This is a genomic window from Cryobacterium zongtaii (genome assembly GCF_002909375.1).
GTDB classification, from domain to species: domain Bacteria; phylum Actinomycetota; class Actinomycetes; order Actinomycetales; family Microbacteriaceae; genus Cryobacterium; species Cryobacterium zongtaii.
In genome coordinates this window covers 59,177-77,971 of sequence record NZ_PPXD01000001.1, presented here as the reverse complement: position 1 = coordinate 77,971, position 18,795 = coordinate 59,177, and the positions used below count along the sequence as shown (strand labels likewise).

The following is an 18,795-nucleotide window of genomic DNA, read 5'->3' as shown; positions in this document are numbered from 1 at the left end:
GGTGGGTCACAGTGGGGTGGCGGTCTGCAGCGGCGGAGCAGCGTCGGTCAGGGCTTTCGCGAGGCCGTCATCCACCTGGGTGAACCCATCGGTGATGCCCTCGATCTTCTTGCGCAGACCCTCGACCGCCTCGGTCATGGTCTTGCGCTTGTCGTTCCACTTGTGTGCGAAATCGCTGACGTGGTCGCCGAGGTTCTCGTGACCGGTGGCAATGGCCACGTCGTCGCTGAAGTCGTCGGCGTTGGCGAACTCCTTCACGACGGCGTCCAGGTCGTCCCGCAGCTGATGAAGCAGCTCCAGGTTGATGATGAGATCACTCATGATCGGTTCCCCCTAAGTGTTCGGCTTGACCGGCCTCGTTGCGACGGATGCGCGTGGGCCGGCTGCCTGTTAGAACAGTACCGAACCCGGTGAACGGGTTCGATGGGCAGCGGTCCCCATCGAGGTCCCGCGACTCGACGTCACGAGAGCAGCGGCAGCTGCACCCGCACGAAGTTGCCCTTGGCGATCAGTACGCCACGGCCGGGCGGGAACTCCGCCCGGTTCATCCGCGGCAGAGCGGTCTTCAGCAGGATGTCGCCCTCGACCGATTCGGGCTGCAGCAGCAGTCCGCGGCGGGCGTTCTTGATCTCGCCGAACAGCGGCCAGGACGAGTTCCAGGCGCTGGTCTCGGCCTCAGCGAGCAAAAAGTGATCGCTGCGCTTGACCGCCCGGGTGAGTTCGAGGATGCCGCCGTCGGCGGGCGTCTGGAGGAAGTCACCCAGACTCTCGACGAACACCGCGATGCGGCCCTCGGTGTCGGGGTCGGCGACCGCCGCCGCAAGGTCCTTGGCCAACGCCGCGATGGCGTCCACCGTGGTCGCGGCCTCGGTCCACAAACCCAGCCGGGAGATCGGCGAGCGGGCGTTGCCGAAGTAGTACAGGCGCGCATCCGGTTCGAACCGTTTGAACGCCAGCGCGATCGATTCGATGGCGGTGCTGCGGCCGCTGGCCGGCGGGCCCGCCAGCAGCAGGGTGCCGCTGGGCTCGAAGCCGGCCGGGCCCAGGTCGATGTCGCCAAGGCCGAGCACCACCCGGTCGCCGATCCGGGCGGGCAACTGCGCCTGCGGGAACTCCTTGGGCAGCGCCCCGATCGACGGCGCCTCGGCCACGCCGGCACGGCGCATGGCGTCGGCGAGCCGCTTGGTGGCGGCTGACTGCGCGGACTGCGCCGACAAGCCGCCGAGGATGGCGATCTGGGTTTCGAAGCCGTCCACAATGGCGCGGCCGGCCGGCGACTTGATGCTCAGGATGTCGCCGGGCACGTCGAGCATGCCGTAACCGTCGTCGGCCAGGCGCAGTACCACCTTGCGCTGGATCGCCGAGGAGATCGACGCGGGCACCGCGCCGGCCCGGTCGGCGGTGATCGCCACGTGCATGCCCAGCTGGCGGCCGTCGGAGAGGATGTCCTTGAACACGTCGAACCACTGCGCGCGGCCGGCCGCGATCTCGAAGTCGTTGCGGAAGTTGGGGAACCCGTCGATGAGCAGCAGGATGCGCGGCTCGGCCGGCTGGTTGGCCAGCTGACGGTATTCGGTGATGTTCGACGCGTTCGCCTCGGCGTACAGCGCCTTGCGGCGGTCGATTTCACCCTGCAGGGTGCGGAACAACCGCACGACCCGTTCGACGTCCTCACCCATGATGATCGAACCGACGTGCGGCAGCTGCTCGAGCATGCGCAGGCTGCCGGCACCGAAGTCGAGCCCGTATACGTGCACCGGGCCACCGCGCGGGGTGATCGCGGCCGCGCAGGCGAGGGTGCGCAGCACCGCGGACTTGCCGGAGCCACCGGTGCCGAAGATGGAGATGTGACCGTCGATGTCGGGCCGGAAGTACGCGGAAACCTGCTGCTGCTGCTCGGCGATGTCGGAGACGCCGAGCAGGAGTTCGGCATCCGTGCGCTGCCGCAGCAAGCTGAGGTCGTAGGCACCGGCGAGTTCGTCGAGCCACGGCCGCCGGGGCGCGGGGATGCCGGTGACGGCGTTGGCGCCGATGATGGTGGTGACCAGGCGTTGCTGGTCGGTGGGGCCGAGGTCGCGGTCTTCGTCGACGTAGTCGACCGCTCGGGGCTCCTCCCAACGGCTTTCCGCGCCGAACCGCAGTTCGTGCACGTCGATGCCGGCCCGCTCGGGTTCGCGGCTGGTCCAGCCGCCGGCGTAGGCGGACTGGAACTGGGCGAGCCGGCCGGGGCCGGTCTTGGCGACGCCGCGGCCGGGGATGGCCGGGTCGAAGTGGGCGGATTCCTTGGTGCCGATCACGTCGGTGCTGTCGGACTCGTCTGCCATCCGCAGGGCGATGCGCAGCGGGGTGTTGGCGCGCAGGTTGTCTTTGATCACGCCGGCGGGACGCTGGGTGGCCATGATCAGGTGGATGCCGAGCGACCGGCCGCGCTGGGCGATGTCGACGACACCGTCGACGAACTCGGGCACCTCGGTGGCCAGGGCCGCGAACTCGTCGATCACCAGCACCAGGGCGGGCGGGCTGTCGGGGTCGCCGCGCTTCTCCAGCTCGAGCAGGTCCTTGGCCTTCTTGCGGTTGAGCAGGTGCTCGCGGTGGTGCAGTTCGGCGCGCAGGCTGGTGAGCGCGCGGCGCACCAGGTGCGGGCTGAGGTCGGTGACCAGTCCCACGCAGTGCGGCAGGGTGACGCAGTCGGCGAAGGCCGAGCCGCCCTTGTAGTCCACGAACAGGAAGGTGACCCGGTCGGGGCTGTACTCGGCGGCCATGCCAAGCACCCAGGCCTGCAGGAACTCGCTCTTGCCGGCGCCGGTGGTGCCGCCCACGAGGGCGTGCGGGCCCTGGGTGCGGAGGTCCAGGTGCATGGCGTCGACGCCGGCGGAGCCGATGATGGCGCGCAACTTGCCGGCCCGGCGCGGTTTCGGGGTGCCGCCGCTTCGGTCATGGATGGAGGTGTTCTGCTGCCACCGGTCGATGACCGCGGCGCTGGTCTCGACCATGTCATGGCCGAGCAGGGTGACCAGCGACACGGTGCGGGGCAGGTCGCTGGCGTCGGCGACGAGGGCGCCGGCGTCGATGACCGGGGCCATCCGCTTGGCGAATTCGAGGGCGGCGGCGGAGTCGACCTGTTCGGTGACGACGTTGTCGATGGTCTCGCCCAGGCGCACGAAACCGACGGTGGCGATGCCGGGTTCGTCGCCGAGGTGCAGGTAGGTGCGACAGACAGCGGGCAGTGCCGCCACGGTCGGGCCGATCCAGATGGGGTACACGCCGGCGTCGGCGGCGATCTCGGCAAGCTGCACGAGCCGGGCCCGGTCGATGGCCACGTCGTCCGAGATCAGCAGCACAATCGCGGGGATGGCCGACTTGGTTCCCTCCTTGGTGCCGGATGCGCCGACCTCGCCGCCGCGCTCGAGCGCGGCATCCGTTTGCACCATGGCGCCGCGGCGGCTGGCCTTGGCCTGGGCGAGGCGCTGCTCCACAACACCCTCGATGCCGGAAAGCACCGCGCTGGCACTGGCGGCGCTGTCGGCGAGGTGGCTTCCTTCAATGGGGCTGTGCGGGGAGGAAGTGTGGGGCATCCACTTGAGCCATTCCAGCTCACGGGACCAGCGGGGCGTGACCAGGGAGGCGACGACAAGTTCGGCCGGTGAGTGCAGTGCGGTGAGCTGCACCAGGATCGAGTTGATCGAGCCCATCGCCTGGGCGGGTGAGCCGGCGATTCCGAGTGCGCCGGAGTCGTAGAGGTTGTCGATCAGCGGCACGCCGTCGAGGGTGCGGTTGGCGTTGATGACTTCGGTGAGCTTCTCCTCGAACTCCGGCAGCATGTCGCCGCGGCTGGAGTCGGCGATGGTGTTGCGCGAGTTCATGGTGCCGCAGCCGAGCCGCACGTTCAGGAACGACCAGTGTTCGGGACGGCGGGTCCAGAGCATCGGCCCCCGGTTCATGGCGTGTTCGTGTGCCTCCAGAGTGGAGGGCGACTCCTTGAGCCGTAGCTCGTGCTCGATGACCCGTTCGGTGGCCAGCCGATTGGTGAGTACCTCGAGCCGGGCGCTGAACTTGGCCACGGCCTTGGCCATCCGGCGTTTGTCACGGCCCTTGGTGGTGAAGAAGTTGCCGATCAGCATGACCGGGGAGAGTAGACAGAACAGCAGGGTGGTGGGGCTCTTGGTCAGCGCGAACATCGCCCCGCCCAGCAGCAGCGGGGTGATCATCGCCAGCAGCGGAAACGGTGCGTCCTCCTTCTCGGTGGGCACCTCCGGGGAGACGAACTCCTGGCCGATGTAGCGTTTCTCCACCTTGGGCGACCGGTTGAAGAAGATCGGGCCGGGCTTGGGCGCGCTTTCGGGCGCGGCGCCGGCGACCAGGCTGATTTCGACCTCGGAGTCGCCGAGCAGCATCCGTTCGGTCTTGGCGATGCGCAGCCGGCCCACGATGCCGCCGTCCACGACGACCCCGTTAGCGCTGCCGAGGTCGATGACCTCCACGGCCTCGCCGATCTCCAGCCGCACGTGCTTCTTCGACACCAGGCTGTCGTGCAGCACGATGTCGCAGGCGGCGTCGCGGCCCACCAGCAGGCTGCCGGGCGCCAGCGGGAACTCGCGGCCTTCATCCGGCCCGGAGAGCACCTTGAGCTGAGCTACCGGCTGCGCCGTCAGCGTTGACGGGGCCTGGTAGAGCACACCGGCGTCGGCGAGGCTCACGGATGCGCCGGAGCCGATCCAGGCCTCCCCCACCGGGCCGTCCGGCGGCAGGGTCAGTGGCACGCTCTGGCCGGGCAGCGTTGCCCGCAGGGTGAGGAACCGGTCCGGTGAGTGCGTGGTCTGCGCGTCGACCCGGCTGATGGTGCCGGCGATTTCGGAGATCGTGGCTGCCGCATCCGCGGTGACGATGATGTCGCTGGCGGCGCCGTTGGGGCGAACCAGGGTGAGCTTGAGGCGCATTCAGTTCCTATGTCAGTAGAGCTGGCGGTGCGGGGTGACGTGCTATTCGCCGCGGCGCTCCCACGGCCAGAGCGGCCGGCCGTGCTCGCCGTAGTGCGAGGCCAGCAGGATCGAGTAGACGAGCGCAACGAGAAAGGCCAGCGCACCAACGGTGAGGGCGAACGGGCTGGCGAGCATGCTGCCGGCGAACAGCAGCACGCCCAAGGGTTGGCCATTGCCGGCGGCCACGAGGATGGCTCCGGTGACGATGAACAGGCCGTACGCGGCGATGCCGGTGGCAACAGCAAACCCCACCACGACGCGTTGCTTGTCGGGTGGGGTGTTGACGCCGAGAACGATCAGCATGAGCAGCACCAGCAGCACGGCGACGGCCGTCATGGTGGGGCCCACCAGGGTGCCGGCCGACCTGTCAGCGATGACCTCGAGGTTGGTGGCCAGGCTGATCAGGCCGAACGCGGCCACGAGCAGTGCGGCGTAAAGCACGGTCGCGAAAACCGCGACGACGGTCGCGTATTTCTGGTAATCGCGCATTCTGTGCTCCCCCCGCACTGCCAGCGGTTAGACCGGACGGGCGAGCTGCGGTCCTTCGGCGAGCTGACGCTCGTATTCGGCCTTGGCGGCGATGTTCTTCGCGGTGATGCTGCGGCCGCGGCGGGCGATCCAGGCGCCGAACCAGATGGGCACCTCGCGGGCCACGACGGCCGCGGCGATGGCGCCGGGGTTCAACCACTGAGTGCTCACGAAGCGGGCAGCTTCGGCGGGCGTCAGGTTCCACGCCTGCACGGCGAGCAGGGCGCCGCCGATGTAGGAGAAGTACACGACCACGGCGACAAGGAAGCCGCCGAGCACGTAGGCCCACCAGCCGGCACGGTTGAGCACCGCGACCAGCAGCGCGAAGGCCAGGAAGAAGAAGATCACCGGCACGTAGTAGACCGGCAGCACCAGGAAGTCGGTGAACCGGGCGGTCGCGTCGGCGACGTTGGCGGCGTTGGCCGCGGAGATGAAGAACGCGATCACCGCGTAGACCAGGGCGAAGACCGCGGTGGCGATCAGGCCGATGAGGATGCCGGCGGCCCGGTTGCCCAGGGTCTTGGGCGGGGTGGGAGCGGTGACGTACACCGGGCTCTGCGAGAACTGCTGGGTCTGCTGCTGCACCGGCGGCTGCACGGTGGGCTGCGCGGCTGCGGCGGGGACCGTCGCGGCTGCCGGGGTGGGCACGTAGGTGGGCGTGTAGTTCTTCTGCTCCGCAACTGCTTCATCGCGGGCGACCTCGGCCGGAGTGGGCTCGGCGGTGAGGCGTTCGACCTTCTCGGTCTGCGCCTCCGACGCGTTGACCGTCACCGGGGTGGCCGGCTCGTAGTCGATCGGCTCGCCGGGAACGTAGGCAGGCTCCGGCGTCGAGGTCTCGGCCACCGGTTCGCGCACAGGCTCGTCGACGGTCTTGCTCGGGTCGGCCACGGTGGTGGGTTCCGGGTTCGCATCGTCGTAGATGTGCTCGGTGGGCGCATCCGGGTTGTGGTTCTTGTTGCCCTCGGGGGGCGTGGTGTCGGTCATGCTGCACTCCTCGTGAGCCTCGCGGCCGTAGCTCTGTGCTGCCACTGTAGCAATCAGGGGCGACAAGTCGACGGAAGCTCGGGGCGCGCGGCGGTTAACCTGCTTCGGCCTGCGCGGTGGGGTCGAGCAGCACGTAGATGAGGGCCGAGATAGTACCGGTCACGGTCGAACCGGCAGCAGGCACAGACACGGATTCGCCACCTTCGGGCAACGTCGTTGCGCCGGCCGCTGACGGGATTGTATTGAACTTCGTCACGGTGACAAGCCGTGTGCCTGTCTGGAGACCCTCCAGGAAGTTCAAGACGTTTCCGTAGCCGCCGGTAAGGACGAGATCGACGGGGATGGCTACGAAGTTCTCTGCGGTGATCAGCGGGTTCGAAAAAGGCACCCCCGGGACGGCAACGGGCGCCTCCGCCTCAGTATCGTCCGTTGCTGCTTCCGCACTCGCGGCCTCATCGTCAGCCGGCGCCGCGACTTCCGTGCCTTCAACTACGACTGGCGCGTACGAAACGGCGTCACTCACGCTGATTGAGGTGAAGGTGACTGAGCTCTCCTGCGCGATTGTGTTGAGCTGCCTGACGAACGTAGGCAGCTCGGCCCCAGGCGGGAGCTCACTGCGCAGCTCGTCAAGTTGTTCGGCCAGCCCCTCCATACCCCTGTACTGCTCCTTCAGAGCTGAAAGCTGTTGCTCATACGCCTGATTTTGAGACTCGACGCTCAGCCGCTCCTGATCGGCGGCACGAGCGCTGCTCAGCAGCGGCCCCACCCCTAACATCCATCCGAAAATAAGGGTTGCGGCGATCACCAGTGCGGATCCGATGACCCACCATCGTTGCGTGGACATCTCTACTCCGTCTCATCTGTTGACGTGGCGTCAGCGGCATCAGCAGCTGTCGAACTAAACCGACCGGAGAACGCCTCCTCGTTGACATGAACCTTGACGCCAACCTTGTAGCCGCCGTTGTCCCCCAGAGCTATGGATCCAGGGGAGGCGTCCGCGAAACCCGGCAGCGATTCGAGCGCGTCGAGCCACTCTGGCACCGCGGGGAGACCGGGCGCGCTCAGGGTGAGGTCGAGTGTGGCTACGCGTGCAGGCTGCAGGGGCGACGTGGCCTGTGGATAGAGCTCGAGCGGTGACGACGAGGTTATGTCCACCCCATCGATCGAGACATCCGCCGGCAAGAGTGACCGCACGTCAAGAAGGAACGCCTTCCAGTCGATTTCGGTGGCGGAACCGACCTCTCGCGCCGCATGGGCGAGGTCAACGTGCCCCTGAACCTCACGCACCGATATGTACGTCTGCTGCTCGCTCAGCAACTCGGCCGAGACCGACTGGGCATCGGCTAAGCGCACAACGCTCTGTGCCGAATGCCAGGCCGCGGCGGCGACGCCGACGGCCACGATGAGCATGATTCCGCCTGTGACTAGTGCCAGGCCACGACGCAGGGACCGGCCCCTCGCTTCTGCCGCCACTTCAGGTGGCAACAGGCTGACGCGAGGCTCACCGCCGAGGACCAATTCGCTGTCGTGCGTTGTCCCGATCATGCTGCGCTACCCAGAGCGAGGCCGAGTGCCACAAGGTACTCTCCACGGGTACGGCTGAAGTCTTCAGCGCTGAGTCCTCGAGCGAAGGTGACGGCCCCGAGGGGCTCCGGTCGCACCACCGGTAGCCGCGTGAGTTCCCCCAGCGCCGGACCGAATCCGATAAGTTCGCTGCCGCCGCCCGTGAGAACCAGACGGTCGACGGTGAGTCCAGGGCGTGTGTTCACGAAATAGGTGATGGTATTCCTCAGGCTGTTGAGAATTTCGGTTGCCACCTCACGAATGATGGTGACGGCATGTTCATATCCTGGCTCGACCCCACTCGGGGCCAGCCCGTGGGACCGCTTGATCACATCGGCGTCCTCAATGGCCGTCGGCAGCCGGGTGGCGATCGCCTGTGTGAGGTCATCACTGCCTGCCGGGATGATGCGCACGAACTGGGGAACTCCGAGGATCGTAACGACCACACTGGTCGTACGCGCACCGACGTCGATCTGCACGACGACCCCGGGATCGGATTGGCCGCGGTAGATGACCCGGCTCAGGGCAAACGGAATGAGATCGACCTCGACGGGACGAAGCCCAGCGAGCTGGACGGCCTTCACGTTGCCCTCCACGGACGCTTTGACGGCGGCAACTAGGAGTCCCCGGACCTGCGGGCCCTCTCCCTCGTCCACCTCGGCGATGGGATAGAAATCGAGAAGAGCATCTGACACGGGTACTGACAGCATGTCCTGAACGTGAAACGGCAGGGATTCACGGATACGCGCCTTTGAGGCCTTCGGGAGCGCGAGGTCACGCACGAGCACGCGGTGATTGCCCATACCGATCACAACGTCCTTGGTGGCAAACCCTCCGCTCGACCACAGTAGCTTGAGGGCCTCTGCCACGGTGTTGACTTCCTGCACCTCGCCACGGGCAACGGCACCCTCTGGAAGGGGGACGCTGTGGTACCGAGTGATTGTAGGCTGCGGTTTACTCGCCCCGGTCAATTCGACCGCCCGTATACCGGTGCTGCCGATGTCAATTCCTACGACGCTTGCGACCATGGCCACACGTCCTTTCCTGCCGAGCTTGGTGCTGAATAGAGGTATTGGTCCACGAGCTAGCTCAGCCCGAAGGCGCCCAGGTATGCGGTCCACAGTTGCTGCCCACCGAAAATGCCCACCCACGCGCCGATGAGCATCCAAGGGCCGAAAGGAATGCCTGACTTGCGACTGGCTTGACGAGTGACGACCAGGACGATGGCGTACATACCTCCGAGAAGGAAAGCAGCGAAGGCTCCCACCACGAGCGGTCCCCAGCCTAGCCAGCCGAGAAATAGCCCTAGCACTCCGGCGAGTTTCACATCGCCGAAGCCCATGCCACCGGGGTAGACCACAGCGAGCAGGAAATAGAAAAGCCACAATGCGCCCATACCGACACAGGCTCCGAGTAGCGACCCATAGTCGCCAGTGACGACACTGATTGTGCCAAAAAGCGACGCCCCGACGATATAGGACGGCAAAACGATGCGGTCGGGCAGAGTATGGGTGTCAAGGTCGATGAGTGCAAGGGCAACGCTTACGGCGGCCAGGTAGAGGTACGCGACCACCGCCAGGGCAAGTCCCACGCCGGAGCCGGCTGGTGCGGCCAAGGGCTTGTCGAGGAGTGCCCAGCCGACGGTAGCCGAAAAGAACACACCCGTTCCGAACTCAACAACGGGGTAGCGAACCGAGATGCTAGTTCGGCATTGGCGGCACCGGCCCCGTAGCTTCAACCACGAGATCACCGGAATGTTGTCGACCGGGCGGATTAAGGCTCCACAACCGGGGCATGCGCTCGGCGGACTCACTATCGACCGCCCATTGGGCACCCTGTAGACAACAACGTTGAGGAAGGAGCCGATCAATATCCCGAAGATTCCCGCCACAGCGATGAATGCAGCGTCCACGCCGTCGAGCGGGCTCACCCGTTGAGGTCTCTTGATGACAGCTCCGAGCCGAGTACGCCGCCGCTGCCGCCAGTGCTCCCGGAAGTTCCGGTACTCAAGTTAGCCCCGGGCATCCCCACCGGCACGAATGTAAGACTGCTGTTGCTGTTGAAATCCACCTTGCTGCCATAGATCTGCCCTCGCCATGCATTGCTCGAGTTGGACATCCCGCACGGTGTGTAGACCATGGCTACGACGGGTGCGTTGATTACGGTTGTGGTGTTCACCGCGCTCGCCCCTCCACCTGCCGGGCAATCGGGAACGTGGTTAGTGAGGTTTGAATCGGGGGTGATAAACCAGAGGCGCTTGGCTGCGGAATCACTTGAGGTGACGTTCAATCCCTGGATCGTCACCTTGTTCTCGATGAAGGCGATATCGGTCTTCATCTGCCAGTCCAGGGTGCCCGAAACAAGGGTGAGTCCCCCGGGGCAGGCCGTCCGGGTGTCCCAGACCGTGGGCACACTCATTGGGACGAAGGTGCCGGTGAAGAAGGTGGAGGCCTGGAAAGAGACGTCGACATTACAGACGTTTGCAGCGTTGTTAACGCTGGTCGGCCACGAGAGAATCTGAAATCCAGCCGAGGTCCAGGTCGAGGGTACGAATCCGTAGTCGAGCCAGTCAGGCACGACTGGGGCTTGCACCGTGGGGTCTCGAAAGGTCACAGTGCCGGTGGCGATGGACTGCTTGATCGCGCACTTGTAACCATTTTCATCCCACCCGTTGTTCGGCGATGGGCACCGGCTAGCGCTGGTGAAGGCGGTTCCCGCCAAATCGACGAAGCCTCCGACCCGGGTGTTGGGACCGAAGGTGCTTTCCCCAGTGCTTGCCGAAAGTGCGTTGCCACCGATGAGGCCGCTTTGCAGGGTTAGTTTGCCGGCTGCCCAAATGTCGCCCGTGACCTGGCATGCGTTGTTGAGGATGGCGTCGCCCTCCGCCACGTACACCTTTCCCTGTACCAAGCTGGATTCCGTGCAGCTCAGGGTGCCTTTCTTGATCATGACGTCGCCCACGGACGTCGAGGACAACACCCGGAAGCTGTTGAATGTGCCAGCGTTGTAGGAGTACATGGCGCCCCCGCTGGCCGTGATCGGAGACGACGGGGTGTAGCCGTAGATGACTTCCACCTTGCGGGTGTCACGGGCGGATTGTGTGGCAACGCCTCGATTGATGGCTGAGCCTTGTGAAACGATTTTTATCCGCACCGCCGCAGCCGATCCGATGGGGCAGGAGGCCCAGGTGTTTCCCGATGCGCTGAGGGAATACTGCACCGTAGCTGTGAATACCGGCGCGTTGGCCACTGCCGGGTTGGAATAGCTTGCCTGGCAGGCGTTGGTGCCAGTCAGCTGCGCAGCCACATAATCAACCCCAGCCTCCGCCGCCGCGAGGGACTGCACCGAAGCCCGCACTGAGGAGGTTTGACCGAGGGATTGCGTGGTCATGCCAGCGACGAGGGTTGACAGGACGATCAGCACAGCCATCACCGAGATCACCAGGATCAAGCCGCTGCCTCGAGTGCCATCCTCGCGGAGTTCCCGAACCCTTCGTTTCACGCGAACTAGAAGCACGTCGACGTCGCTCCTACCGTTGGTTGACGATCGAGAGCGCTGCTGACGACCTTGACATCCGGGGAGGTGCCCGCATCAATCGACAGTGAGATTCCGATCTGGTTGCCGGTTCTGGTGAAAGGCAGCGCGCCCGACTGGTTTACGCCCTCGCCCCAAATTTGCCACCCTGTCGGCGCCGCAGCGGGAGTGTTTGCCGGGAGGCTTGCCAGATAGGCCACGTTGGGCGGAACGATGGCAGCCAGGGGGACAGTTCTCACGAAAAGCTGGCCCCCATGGCTCGGCACATAGAACCAGGCCTGGCATTGAGTCGACGAGGTCGCGCCCCCTGTCGTCGTTTCGACGACGAGTAACTGTGTGCCGGCAACACCGACTGCCGCGACCGTGGGCGTGTACGGAGTCTTAATCGCCACCGCATCCCGCACCCCAGCCTGCACGCTTGAGGTGAGTTTCTGTGCGAGGGAAGTGGCGGTCGTCATGCTTCGCACCAGGGTGGTCGTGCGTGAAGATCCGGCCAGCAGCCCGCCACCGATGAACACGACCAGCACTAAAAGCAGGGAGTAGATCAGGAGTTCCACAAGAGTGAAGCCAGCCGTGCGGTTGGTCTGCGGTGTCTGACGCATCAGGATGCCGCCGTCAGCCGGACGTAGGTGGTCGCCGACGAAAGCGCACCGGCAACGCCGACCTTCGCCACCGAGACGGTGACCTGCACGATGCCCGGATAGGTGGCCGGACACGTGCTGACGGTACGGGTTGCCTGATAGTTCGTCCCGCGGGCGTCGGTCATGACGGGCGGGGTGGAAGGGCCGTATCCACCCGTGCCAGTGAATGCCGCACAGCTGGTTGCAGTGCCGCGGGCGATCTCCAGCTGCTCGTTGGCAATCTGCGTTGCGGATGCAATGGTGGCATTTCGAACGGCTAGCTGCATGCCCTGCGCGAAAAGAGGAAGGAAAGAAATAGCAAGGATCCCGATAAGAAAGATGCAGACGACAATCTCAATGAGTCCCAATCCATCGTCCGAGCTTGGTCGGACGGCTGCGTCATCGCGGATCACGTCATTGTGTCGGGACACCGGTTCACCCCTCATTGCACCTGCACTTGCCTTCGTAAGACTGAGTGGGACGCCCAAGAACTGGACGTCCCACTCCAGCGGGGCCCAAGCCCCAGTGAGCTACCTAGCAGACGACGTTCTTGACGCCTTCGCTGGCCTTGATGCGGAAGGGCCCACCGCCGGTGCGGGTTCCGTTGATGCAAAAGTCAGTCGATCCGGTGGCCGGGGCGGTGCCGAATGAGAGGGTGACTCCCTCGGTGATTGTCAGGCCGTAGTTCTTGAGCTTGACGCCGGCCGTCGAGGTGCCAGCAAGGTCAGCCGTCACGAGCGCTGACGGGCTCACTGAGTCGGTGTAGTAGGCCACGATGGCGGACTTGGCGTTTGCCAGGTCCGACTTAATGGCGGCATCCTTCGAGCTGTCCTGAATGCCCAGAAACACGGGGATAGCGATCGCAGCGAGGATTCCGATGATGATCACGACGACGAGAAGTTCGATAAGGGTGAAGCCCTTGTCGTCCTTGTCGGCGAGTTTGGCACGCTGGCGGGAGAGGGCACTCGAGATGGAGAGCATGGGTCGTCCTGTTCTGTGGGGGTGAAGGGGTAAACAGGCTTTCGGGTGCCTCACCTGAGGTTACGACCTAGCCGCATCCCAGAACGACACGATTGCTGAAGATAAGCTGTGAATATGACCCCCAAAACGGGGGGTGGTTGAATGTATAGCGTCGACAGCCCAAATATGAGATTTCATCAGCTCATTCTCGCAACACCTCGGGCCGCCGTTGCCGCCCAAGTCTGGGCGTGTGCACGAGCTACTCGATGAGCTTGAAAATGTCGAAAACAGGAAGGTAGAGAGCCACGATCATGCCACCCACCACCACACCGATGAAGGCCACCATGAGCGGTTCGATCAGCGAGGTGAGCTGCTCGGTGGTTGACTCGACCTCGGCGTCATAGAAGTCAGCGATCTTGCCGAGCATCTGCTCGAGCGATCCCGAGTCCTCCCCGACAGCGATCATCTGAGTCACCATGGCCGGGAAGATCGGCTCGTTGGCAAGGGGTCCAGCAATGGACTTGCCTTGCCGCACTGACTCCGCCACGTTCCGTAGTGCCATTTCGACTACCCAGCTTCCGCTGGTCTCACCGACGATTTGAAGCGCCTTGAGAATGGGAACGCCCGCTCCGATCATCGCCGAGAAATTGCGGGTAAAACGCGCCACCGCAATCTTGGTCATCAAGGGCCCGAAAACCGGCAACTTGAGCTTCAAGGGGTCAATGACCTTGCGCACGCGTTCGGTGTGTCGGTTTTTATGCCACCAGACGGTGAAGAAGACCGACCCAATGACAACCACCGGCACGATGTAAATCATCATCTCCGACAGCCATACCAGCATCTGGGTGGGTAGCGGCAGCGTGCCCCCGAGCCCTTCGAACATTCCCTTGAACACCGGCACGATGAAGATCAGCATGGCGGCCACGGCGACAATCGCCATGATCAGCACGATCACCGGATAAGTGAGCGCCGACTTGATAGTGCCTCGAAGTTTCACATCTGCTTCAAAACTGTCCGCGATTGAGGTCAGCGAGTTTTCGAGGAATCCCCCGGTCTCGCCTGCACGAACCATGTTGATCATCAGCGGCGGGAAGTCTTCCGCATGCTGCTGCATAGCGTCAGACAGGGCAGACCCAGTTTCGACATCGGATCGCACCTTGCCGAGAATGTCAGCTAGAGCTTTGCTTTCTGTTTGTTCCGCCAAGATGTTCAGGGTACGCAACAACGACAGACCCGACGAGATCATGGTCGCCATCTGCCGACTCATGATCGCCAGATCAGCGAGCGTCACTCGCTTCCTGAAGCCGCCGATATTGATCTCTCGGTTCAGTCCAGTGCCCGCCGAGGCCTCTGCGATCGAGATAGGAGTGAGTCCCATGGTGCGCAGACGTGAGGTGACCGCTAGCTCAGAAGAGGCGTCAACGCGGCCCTTGACGATGCGGCCAGCAGCATCGCGGCCCTTGTAGGCGTAGGCCTGGGTGCTGGGCATTTAATACGCTCCGGGAGAATATGCGTCGCCGAAATCTGTGTCACCCGTTGATTTGCCAGCGGAGACACCACCGCTCGGGTCAAGCTCGACGCGTCTGATCAGCTGGGCGAGGCTCGCGGGATCCTGTGCTTTTTCCTCCGCCGACCTGCGGCTGATAAGTCCCGAATTAACCAAGTCAGCAAGGTGCTGATCCAAAGAGTGCATCCCCTGTTCCCTGCCGGCCTGCATGGCGGAGGAGATCTGGTAGGTCTTGCCCTCACGAATGAGGTTCGCGATGGCGGGAGTCGCGAACAGCACCTCGGTGGCCACCACACGGCCGCCGTCGACCCGTTTAACCAGGGTCTGGCAGACCACACCCTGCAGCGTCGCCGCGAGCTGTGAACGCACCTGGGACTGTTGGTGAGGCGGGTACACGTCGATGATGCGGTCAATTGTCTGGGCGGCGCTTTGGGTGTGCAGCGTCGCGAAGACGAGGTGGCCGGTCTCGGCGGCGGTCAACGCCACCGAGATCGTTTCAAGGTCACGTAACTCGCCGATCAGGATCACGTCGGGGTCCTGCCGCAGCACGTGCTTGAGGGCGGCCGCGAAGCTGTGCGTGTCGCCGCCGACCTCGCGCTGGTTCACCAGCGACTTCTGGTGCCGGTGCAAGAACTCGATCGGGTCTTCGACGGTGACGATGTGGTCGGCGCGGGTGCGGTTGACCTGGTCTACGAGCGCGGCAAGTGTGGTGGATTTTCCCGAACCGGTGGGCCCCGTGACGAGGACCAGACCCCGGGCCATGGCGGCGAAACGACCCACCGATTCCGGCACGCCGAGGTCCTTGAGCTGCTTGATCTCCCGCGGAATAAGCCGGAAGGCTCCACCGATGGAGTTGCGCTGCTGGTAGTAGTTCACCCGGAACCGGGCACCGCTCGTGGTGTACGCGAAGTCTAGTTCGAGCTCCCGCTCGAATTCCTCCCGTTGCGTAGGGGTTAGCAGGCTATACAGGGCGGACTGCACCTTCTCGCGCATCCACCGGTTGGTGTTGTCGAGAGGGCGGAGCGACCCGTTCACGCGGATGTTCGGTGGTGCACCGACAGTCACATGCAGATCCGAGCCGTCCAGGTCGAGCACCTCTTGGAGGGCGTTCAGAATATCCTGGTCGGCCTCGACAACATCCTCGAATCGCTGCGCCCGGCGGGGGCGTGAAGTTCCGGCAGGCACATCTACGCGGGGTCGGAGCACTTCGTTGCTGGAGGGGTCCAGAGCCGAGCGGGTGAGGTCGGGTCGCGCCGAATCGGGGATGATATCGATGTCGGCCACTGTGCGCGCAGGCTCCGCGTGGGTGGGGTAGACGGGCACGGTATTGGTGGGCTGGTCATAGATGGACTTGAACACCACCGGCTCGGTGGGCGGTGAATCCGCCGGGTCCTGCAGGTACCACGGTAACGGCGCCTCGGGAAGAACGGCGGTCGCCTGATCGGCGTCGGGATCGTCTCTGCTCTGCGGCCGTTGCGGCGGCGTCACCGGAATCTCGTAGATGGGCTGGCTCATACTGATTTCCCCTTCGGCACTACGCATCCACTCGTTCGGCACTAGGCGACCACTCGCAGAACTTCTTCGATGGAGGTCAAACCCATCCGAACTTTGGTCCAGCCGTCTTCGCGGAGGGTGATCATGCCCTGATCGCGGGCGGCCTGGGCGATGTCGGCGCTGGAGGCGTGCGCCACCGTAAGCCGCTCGATCTCCTCGGAGACAGTCATCACCTCGTGCACGGCGATCCTGCCGCGGTACCCGGTCTTGGAGCAACTCGGGCAGCCGACCGGTTTGAACAGTACCGGCGCCTCGGTGTCTTGCGGGGTACTGAAACGCAGGTGCATCAGCTCGCCAGGATCGCGCGAATCCGGGGCTTTGCAGCGGTCGCAGAGCCGCCGGGCGAGCCGCTGAGCGACCACACAATCCAGGGCGGAGCCCACGAGGAACGGCTCGATACCCATCTCGGTGAGCCGGGTGACCGCGCTGGGCGCGTCATTGGTGTGCAGGGTGGAGAGCACCAGGTGACCGGTGAGGGACGCTTCGATGGCGATCTGGGCGGTCTCATGGTCGCGGATCTCACCGATCAGCACCACGTCCGGGTCGGACCGCAGGATCGAGCGCAGCGCGCTGGCGAAGGTGAGTCCCGCCTTGGGGTTCACCTGAACCTGGTTGATGCCGGCCATCCGGTATTCCACCGGGTCTTCGACGGTGATCACGTTGATCTCGGGCCGCGCCACCGTGTGCAGGGTCGTGTACAGGGTGGTGCTCTTGCCCGAGCCTGTGGGGCCAGTGACCAGGATCATGCCGTACGGCTTGGAATAGGACCTTCGGTAGGCCTCAAAGTTGCCCGGCAGCAGGTTGAGGTCTTGCAGGCTCATCGACGTGCTGGAGTTGTCGAGGATTCGCATGACGACCTTTTCGCCCCACACAGTGGGCAGCGTGGCCACCCGCAGGTCGATATGCCGGCCGCCGTGGCTGACCGACATGCGGCCGTCCTGCGGTTTGCGTCGCTCGGCGATGTCGATGTCGGCCATAATCTTCAGCCGGGAGATGACACCGTTTTGAATGCTCTTGGGCGCCCGCTGCATATCGTGCAGCACCCCGTCGATGCGGTACCGCACACCCAGGCTGTGTTCGCCCGGTTCGATGTGGATGTCGGAGGCCTTGTCCTGAATGGCCTGGCTGACCAGGAGGTTCACGAATCGCACGATCGGAGCGTCGTCGTCGAGTGAGTCCGAAACTCCGAATGCGCTTTCCTCCGGGGCGTGTTCCTCCTGCAGGGTAGTGGTGAGGTTGCTCAGCTCGTCGTCGGCGCGGTGGTAGCGCTCGATGGCGGCCAAGAGGTCGGCGCGCTCCACGACGACCGGATTGACGCGCATACGCGCCGCCTCGATCACGTCATCGAGTGCGAAGACGTTGCCGGGGTTGACCATCGCGAGCACGAGGCGGTTCATGCTGACCGCGATCGGAAGCACCTCGTGGCGTTTGCAAACGGCGGCTGAAACCAGGGCTACGGCGGCGCGGTCGACCGGATAGTCGAGCAGGTCCACAAAGGGCAGTTTGGCCTGCGCGGCCCGGGCCTTGGCAAGTTGCAGCGACGTGATAACACCGCTTTCCACCAGGGCCCGGGCGGCACCTTCGTCGGCCGGATCGTTACTCATCACCGTGTCGAGGTATTCGATCGGCAACGAGCCGTGAAGAATCAGGATTTCGGTCAGGGTAGGCATTCGACCCTCCCCGGATCGTGGCTGTGCGGTGGAACTCGGGGAGAACAAATTCTGCGCGAAAGACGGCGCCCGAGGCGTCCTGTGTGACAGATTACGGTATCTCCGGGCGTTTCGGTGTCACCAGTCCCTTAATCGGGGGTGGGCGCGTCGGCGCCGTGGTCAGGCACCGGCCCAGATCGTGTTGACCATGTCGTGGGTGTAGCCATCTGGGCCGGCATTCACCCAGAGGGTTGCCAGCCAGATGCCGCCGCGCAGGAAGTGTGACTGGCCGTAGCGGCCGACGTCGGTGGTGGTTTCGGTGATGCAGCGCAGCCCGTCCAGCTCCTCGTAACACTCCATGCCCAGCGCGCGGAGGCGGCCCTCGACGCCTGCGGTCTGCTCGGCGGTGACCCACACCACGCTGGTGGACACGCCACTGTCGGACGCCCCGGCGGGGCTGACCCACCGGCAGCTGAGGTGCTCGCTTCCGTTGATGATCGCGCGCAGCTCGGGGTCGTCGGCGCCGTCGCGCACATCGGCGCCGGGCTGGGTGGTCCAGGCCGGGTTGAGTACCAGGTCGCCGAACGCACCGACCATCGTTGGGCTGTAGATCTGCTCGCAGGCGGCCGGCTTGGGAGTGCCAGGTTCGAGCACGGCGGTGGGGGCGCTGACCGCGGCAGCCGCCGCCGGCGCTGCTGGCACGGGCCGGGCGTCGGGGTCCGCTGCGGGGGTGGGCACGGGCCGGGGTGAAAATACCACCCACACCGCGGCCAGCACGACGAACACGGTCACGATACCGCCCAGGATCAGCAGCACCCACTGTGCGCCGGCCGTGATCGTCGGTGTTCCATGAACGGGCATTCCGCCTCCCTGAGCGCAATCCTCCCGGAGGATTTTGCGCACAGCATAGCCCGACC

The 18,795-nt window shown here is 64.8% G+C and carries 16 protein-coding genes; all 16 read right to left on the bottom strand.

Annotated elements, in window-relative coordinates; all coding sequences use genetic code 11:
• Positions 1-6 precede the first annotated feature (6 nt).
• The 16 genes from C3B61_RS00345 to C3B61_RS00275 all read right to left on the bottom strand — a co-directional run bounded on the left by C3B61_RS00345 (position 7) and on the right by C3B61_RS00275 (position 18,739).
• Positions 7-321 (bottom strand): hypothetical protein, encoded by a 315-nt coding sequence (locus tag C3B61_RS00345; protein WP_103459149.1) that lies wholly within the window; start codon positions 319-321, stop codon positions 7-9.
• Positions 322-461: 140 nt separating this feature from the next.
• Positions 462-4,937 carry an FtsK/SpoIIIE domain-containing protein gene (locus tag C3B61_RS00340; RefSeq protein WP_103459148.1) on the bottom strand — a complete coding sequence of 1,492 codons (4,476 nt, stop codon included), beginning with the start codon at positions 4,935-4,937 and terminating at the stop codon, positions 462-464.
• A gap of 42 nt (positions 4,938-4,979) precedes the next feature.
• Positions 4,980-5,468, bottom strand: coding sequence for a hypothetical protein (locus C3B61_RS00335; protein WP_088457208.1), 489 nt, complete (start codon positions 5,466-5,468; stop codon positions 4,980-4,982).
• A 27-nt stretch (positions 5,469-5,495) separates the two neighbouring features.
• Positions 5,496-6,491, bottom strand: a complete 996-nt coding sequence (locus C3B61_RS00330) for a hypothetical protein (protein WP_103459147.1) — start codon at positions 6,489-6,491, stop codon at positions 5,496-5,498.
• 94 nt (positions 6,492-6,585) lie between these two features.
• Positions 6,586-7,335: a type IV pilus inner membrane component PilO gene (locus C3B61_RS00325; RefSeq protein WP_103459146.1), complete on the bottom strand. Its 750-nt coding sequence runs from the start codon at positions 7,333-7,335 to the stop codon at positions 6,586-6,588.
• Positions 7,336-7,337: 2 nt separating this feature from the next.
• Complete coding sequence (locus C3B61_RS00320; RefSeq protein WP_103459145.1) at positions 7,338-7,901, bottom strand: hypothetical protein; 564 nt, start codon at positions 7,899-7,901, stop codon at positions 7,338-7,340.
• 131 nt (positions 7,902-8,032) lie between these two features.
• Positions 8,033-9,082 (bottom strand): type IV pilus assembly protein PilM, encoded by a 1,050-nt coding sequence (gene pilM, locus C3B61_RS00315; protein ID WP_103459270.1) that lies wholly within the window; start codon positions 9,080-9,082, stop codon positions 8,033-8,035.
• 56 nt (positions 9,083-9,138) lie between these two features.
• Positions 9,139-9,984 (bottom strand): prepilin peptidase, encoded by an 846-nt coding sequence (locus C3B61_RS00310; RefSeq protein WP_244285795.1) that lies wholly within the window; start codon positions 9,982-9,984, stop codon positions 9,139-9,141.
• The gene (locus C3B61_RS00305) at positions 9,981-11,504 is read right to left on the bottom strand and encodes a hypothetical protein (protein WP_103459144.1); all 1,524 of its coding nucleotides are present in this window, start codon (positions 11,502-11,504) and stop codon (positions 9,981-9,983) included. The genes C3B61_RS00310 and C3B61_RS00305 overlap by 4 nt, the downstream gene beginning before the upstream one ends.
• A 56-nt stretch (positions 11,505-11,560) precedes the next feature.
• Entirely contained in the window at positions 11,561-12,190 is a 630-nt protein-coding gene (locus C3B61_RS00300; RefSeq protein WP_103459143.1) for a hypothetical protein, read from the bottom strand.
• Positions 12,190-12,621: a type II secretion system protein gene (locus tag C3B61_RS19365; protein ID WP_133160201.1), complete on the bottom strand. Its 432-nt coding sequence runs from the start codon at positions 12,619-12,621 to the stop codon at positions 12,190-12,192. The genes C3B61_RS00300 and C3B61_RS19365 overlap by 1 nt, the downstream gene beginning before the upstream one ends.
• 121 nt (positions 12,622-12,742) lie before the next feature.
• Positions 12,743-13,189 (bottom strand): type IV pilin protein, encoded by a 447-nt coding sequence (locus tag C3B61_RS20145; RefSeq protein ID WP_279326924.1) that lies wholly within the window; start codon positions 13,187-13,189, stop codon positions 12,743-12,745.
• A 238-nt stretch (positions 13,190-13,427) separates the two neighbouring features.
• Positions 13,428-14,657: a type II secretion system F family protein gene (locus C3B61_RS00290; protein WP_103459142.1), complete on the bottom strand. Its 1,230-nt coding sequence runs from the start codon at positions 14,655-14,657 to the stop codon at positions 13,428-13,430.
• On the bottom strand, positions 14,658-16,190 hold the full coding sequence (locus C3B61_RS00285; protein WP_103459141.1) for a type IV pilus twitching motility protein PilT: 1,533 nt from the start codon (positions 16,188-16,190) through the stop codon (positions 14,658-14,660).
• A 41-nt stretch (positions 16,191-16,231) separates the two neighbouring features.
• Entirely contained in the window at positions 16,232-17,899 is a 1,668-nt protein-coding gene (locus C3B61_RS00280) for a GspE/PulE family protein (protein WP_103459140.1), read from the bottom strand.
• Between the two features lie 159 nt (positions 17,900-18,058).
• Positions 18,059-18,739 (bottom strand): hypothetical protein, encoded by a 681-nt coding sequence (locus C3B61_RS00275; protein WP_103459139.1) that lies wholly within the window; start codon positions 18,737-18,739, stop codon positions 18,059-18,061.
• Positions 18,740-18,795: the final 56 nt, after the last annotated feature.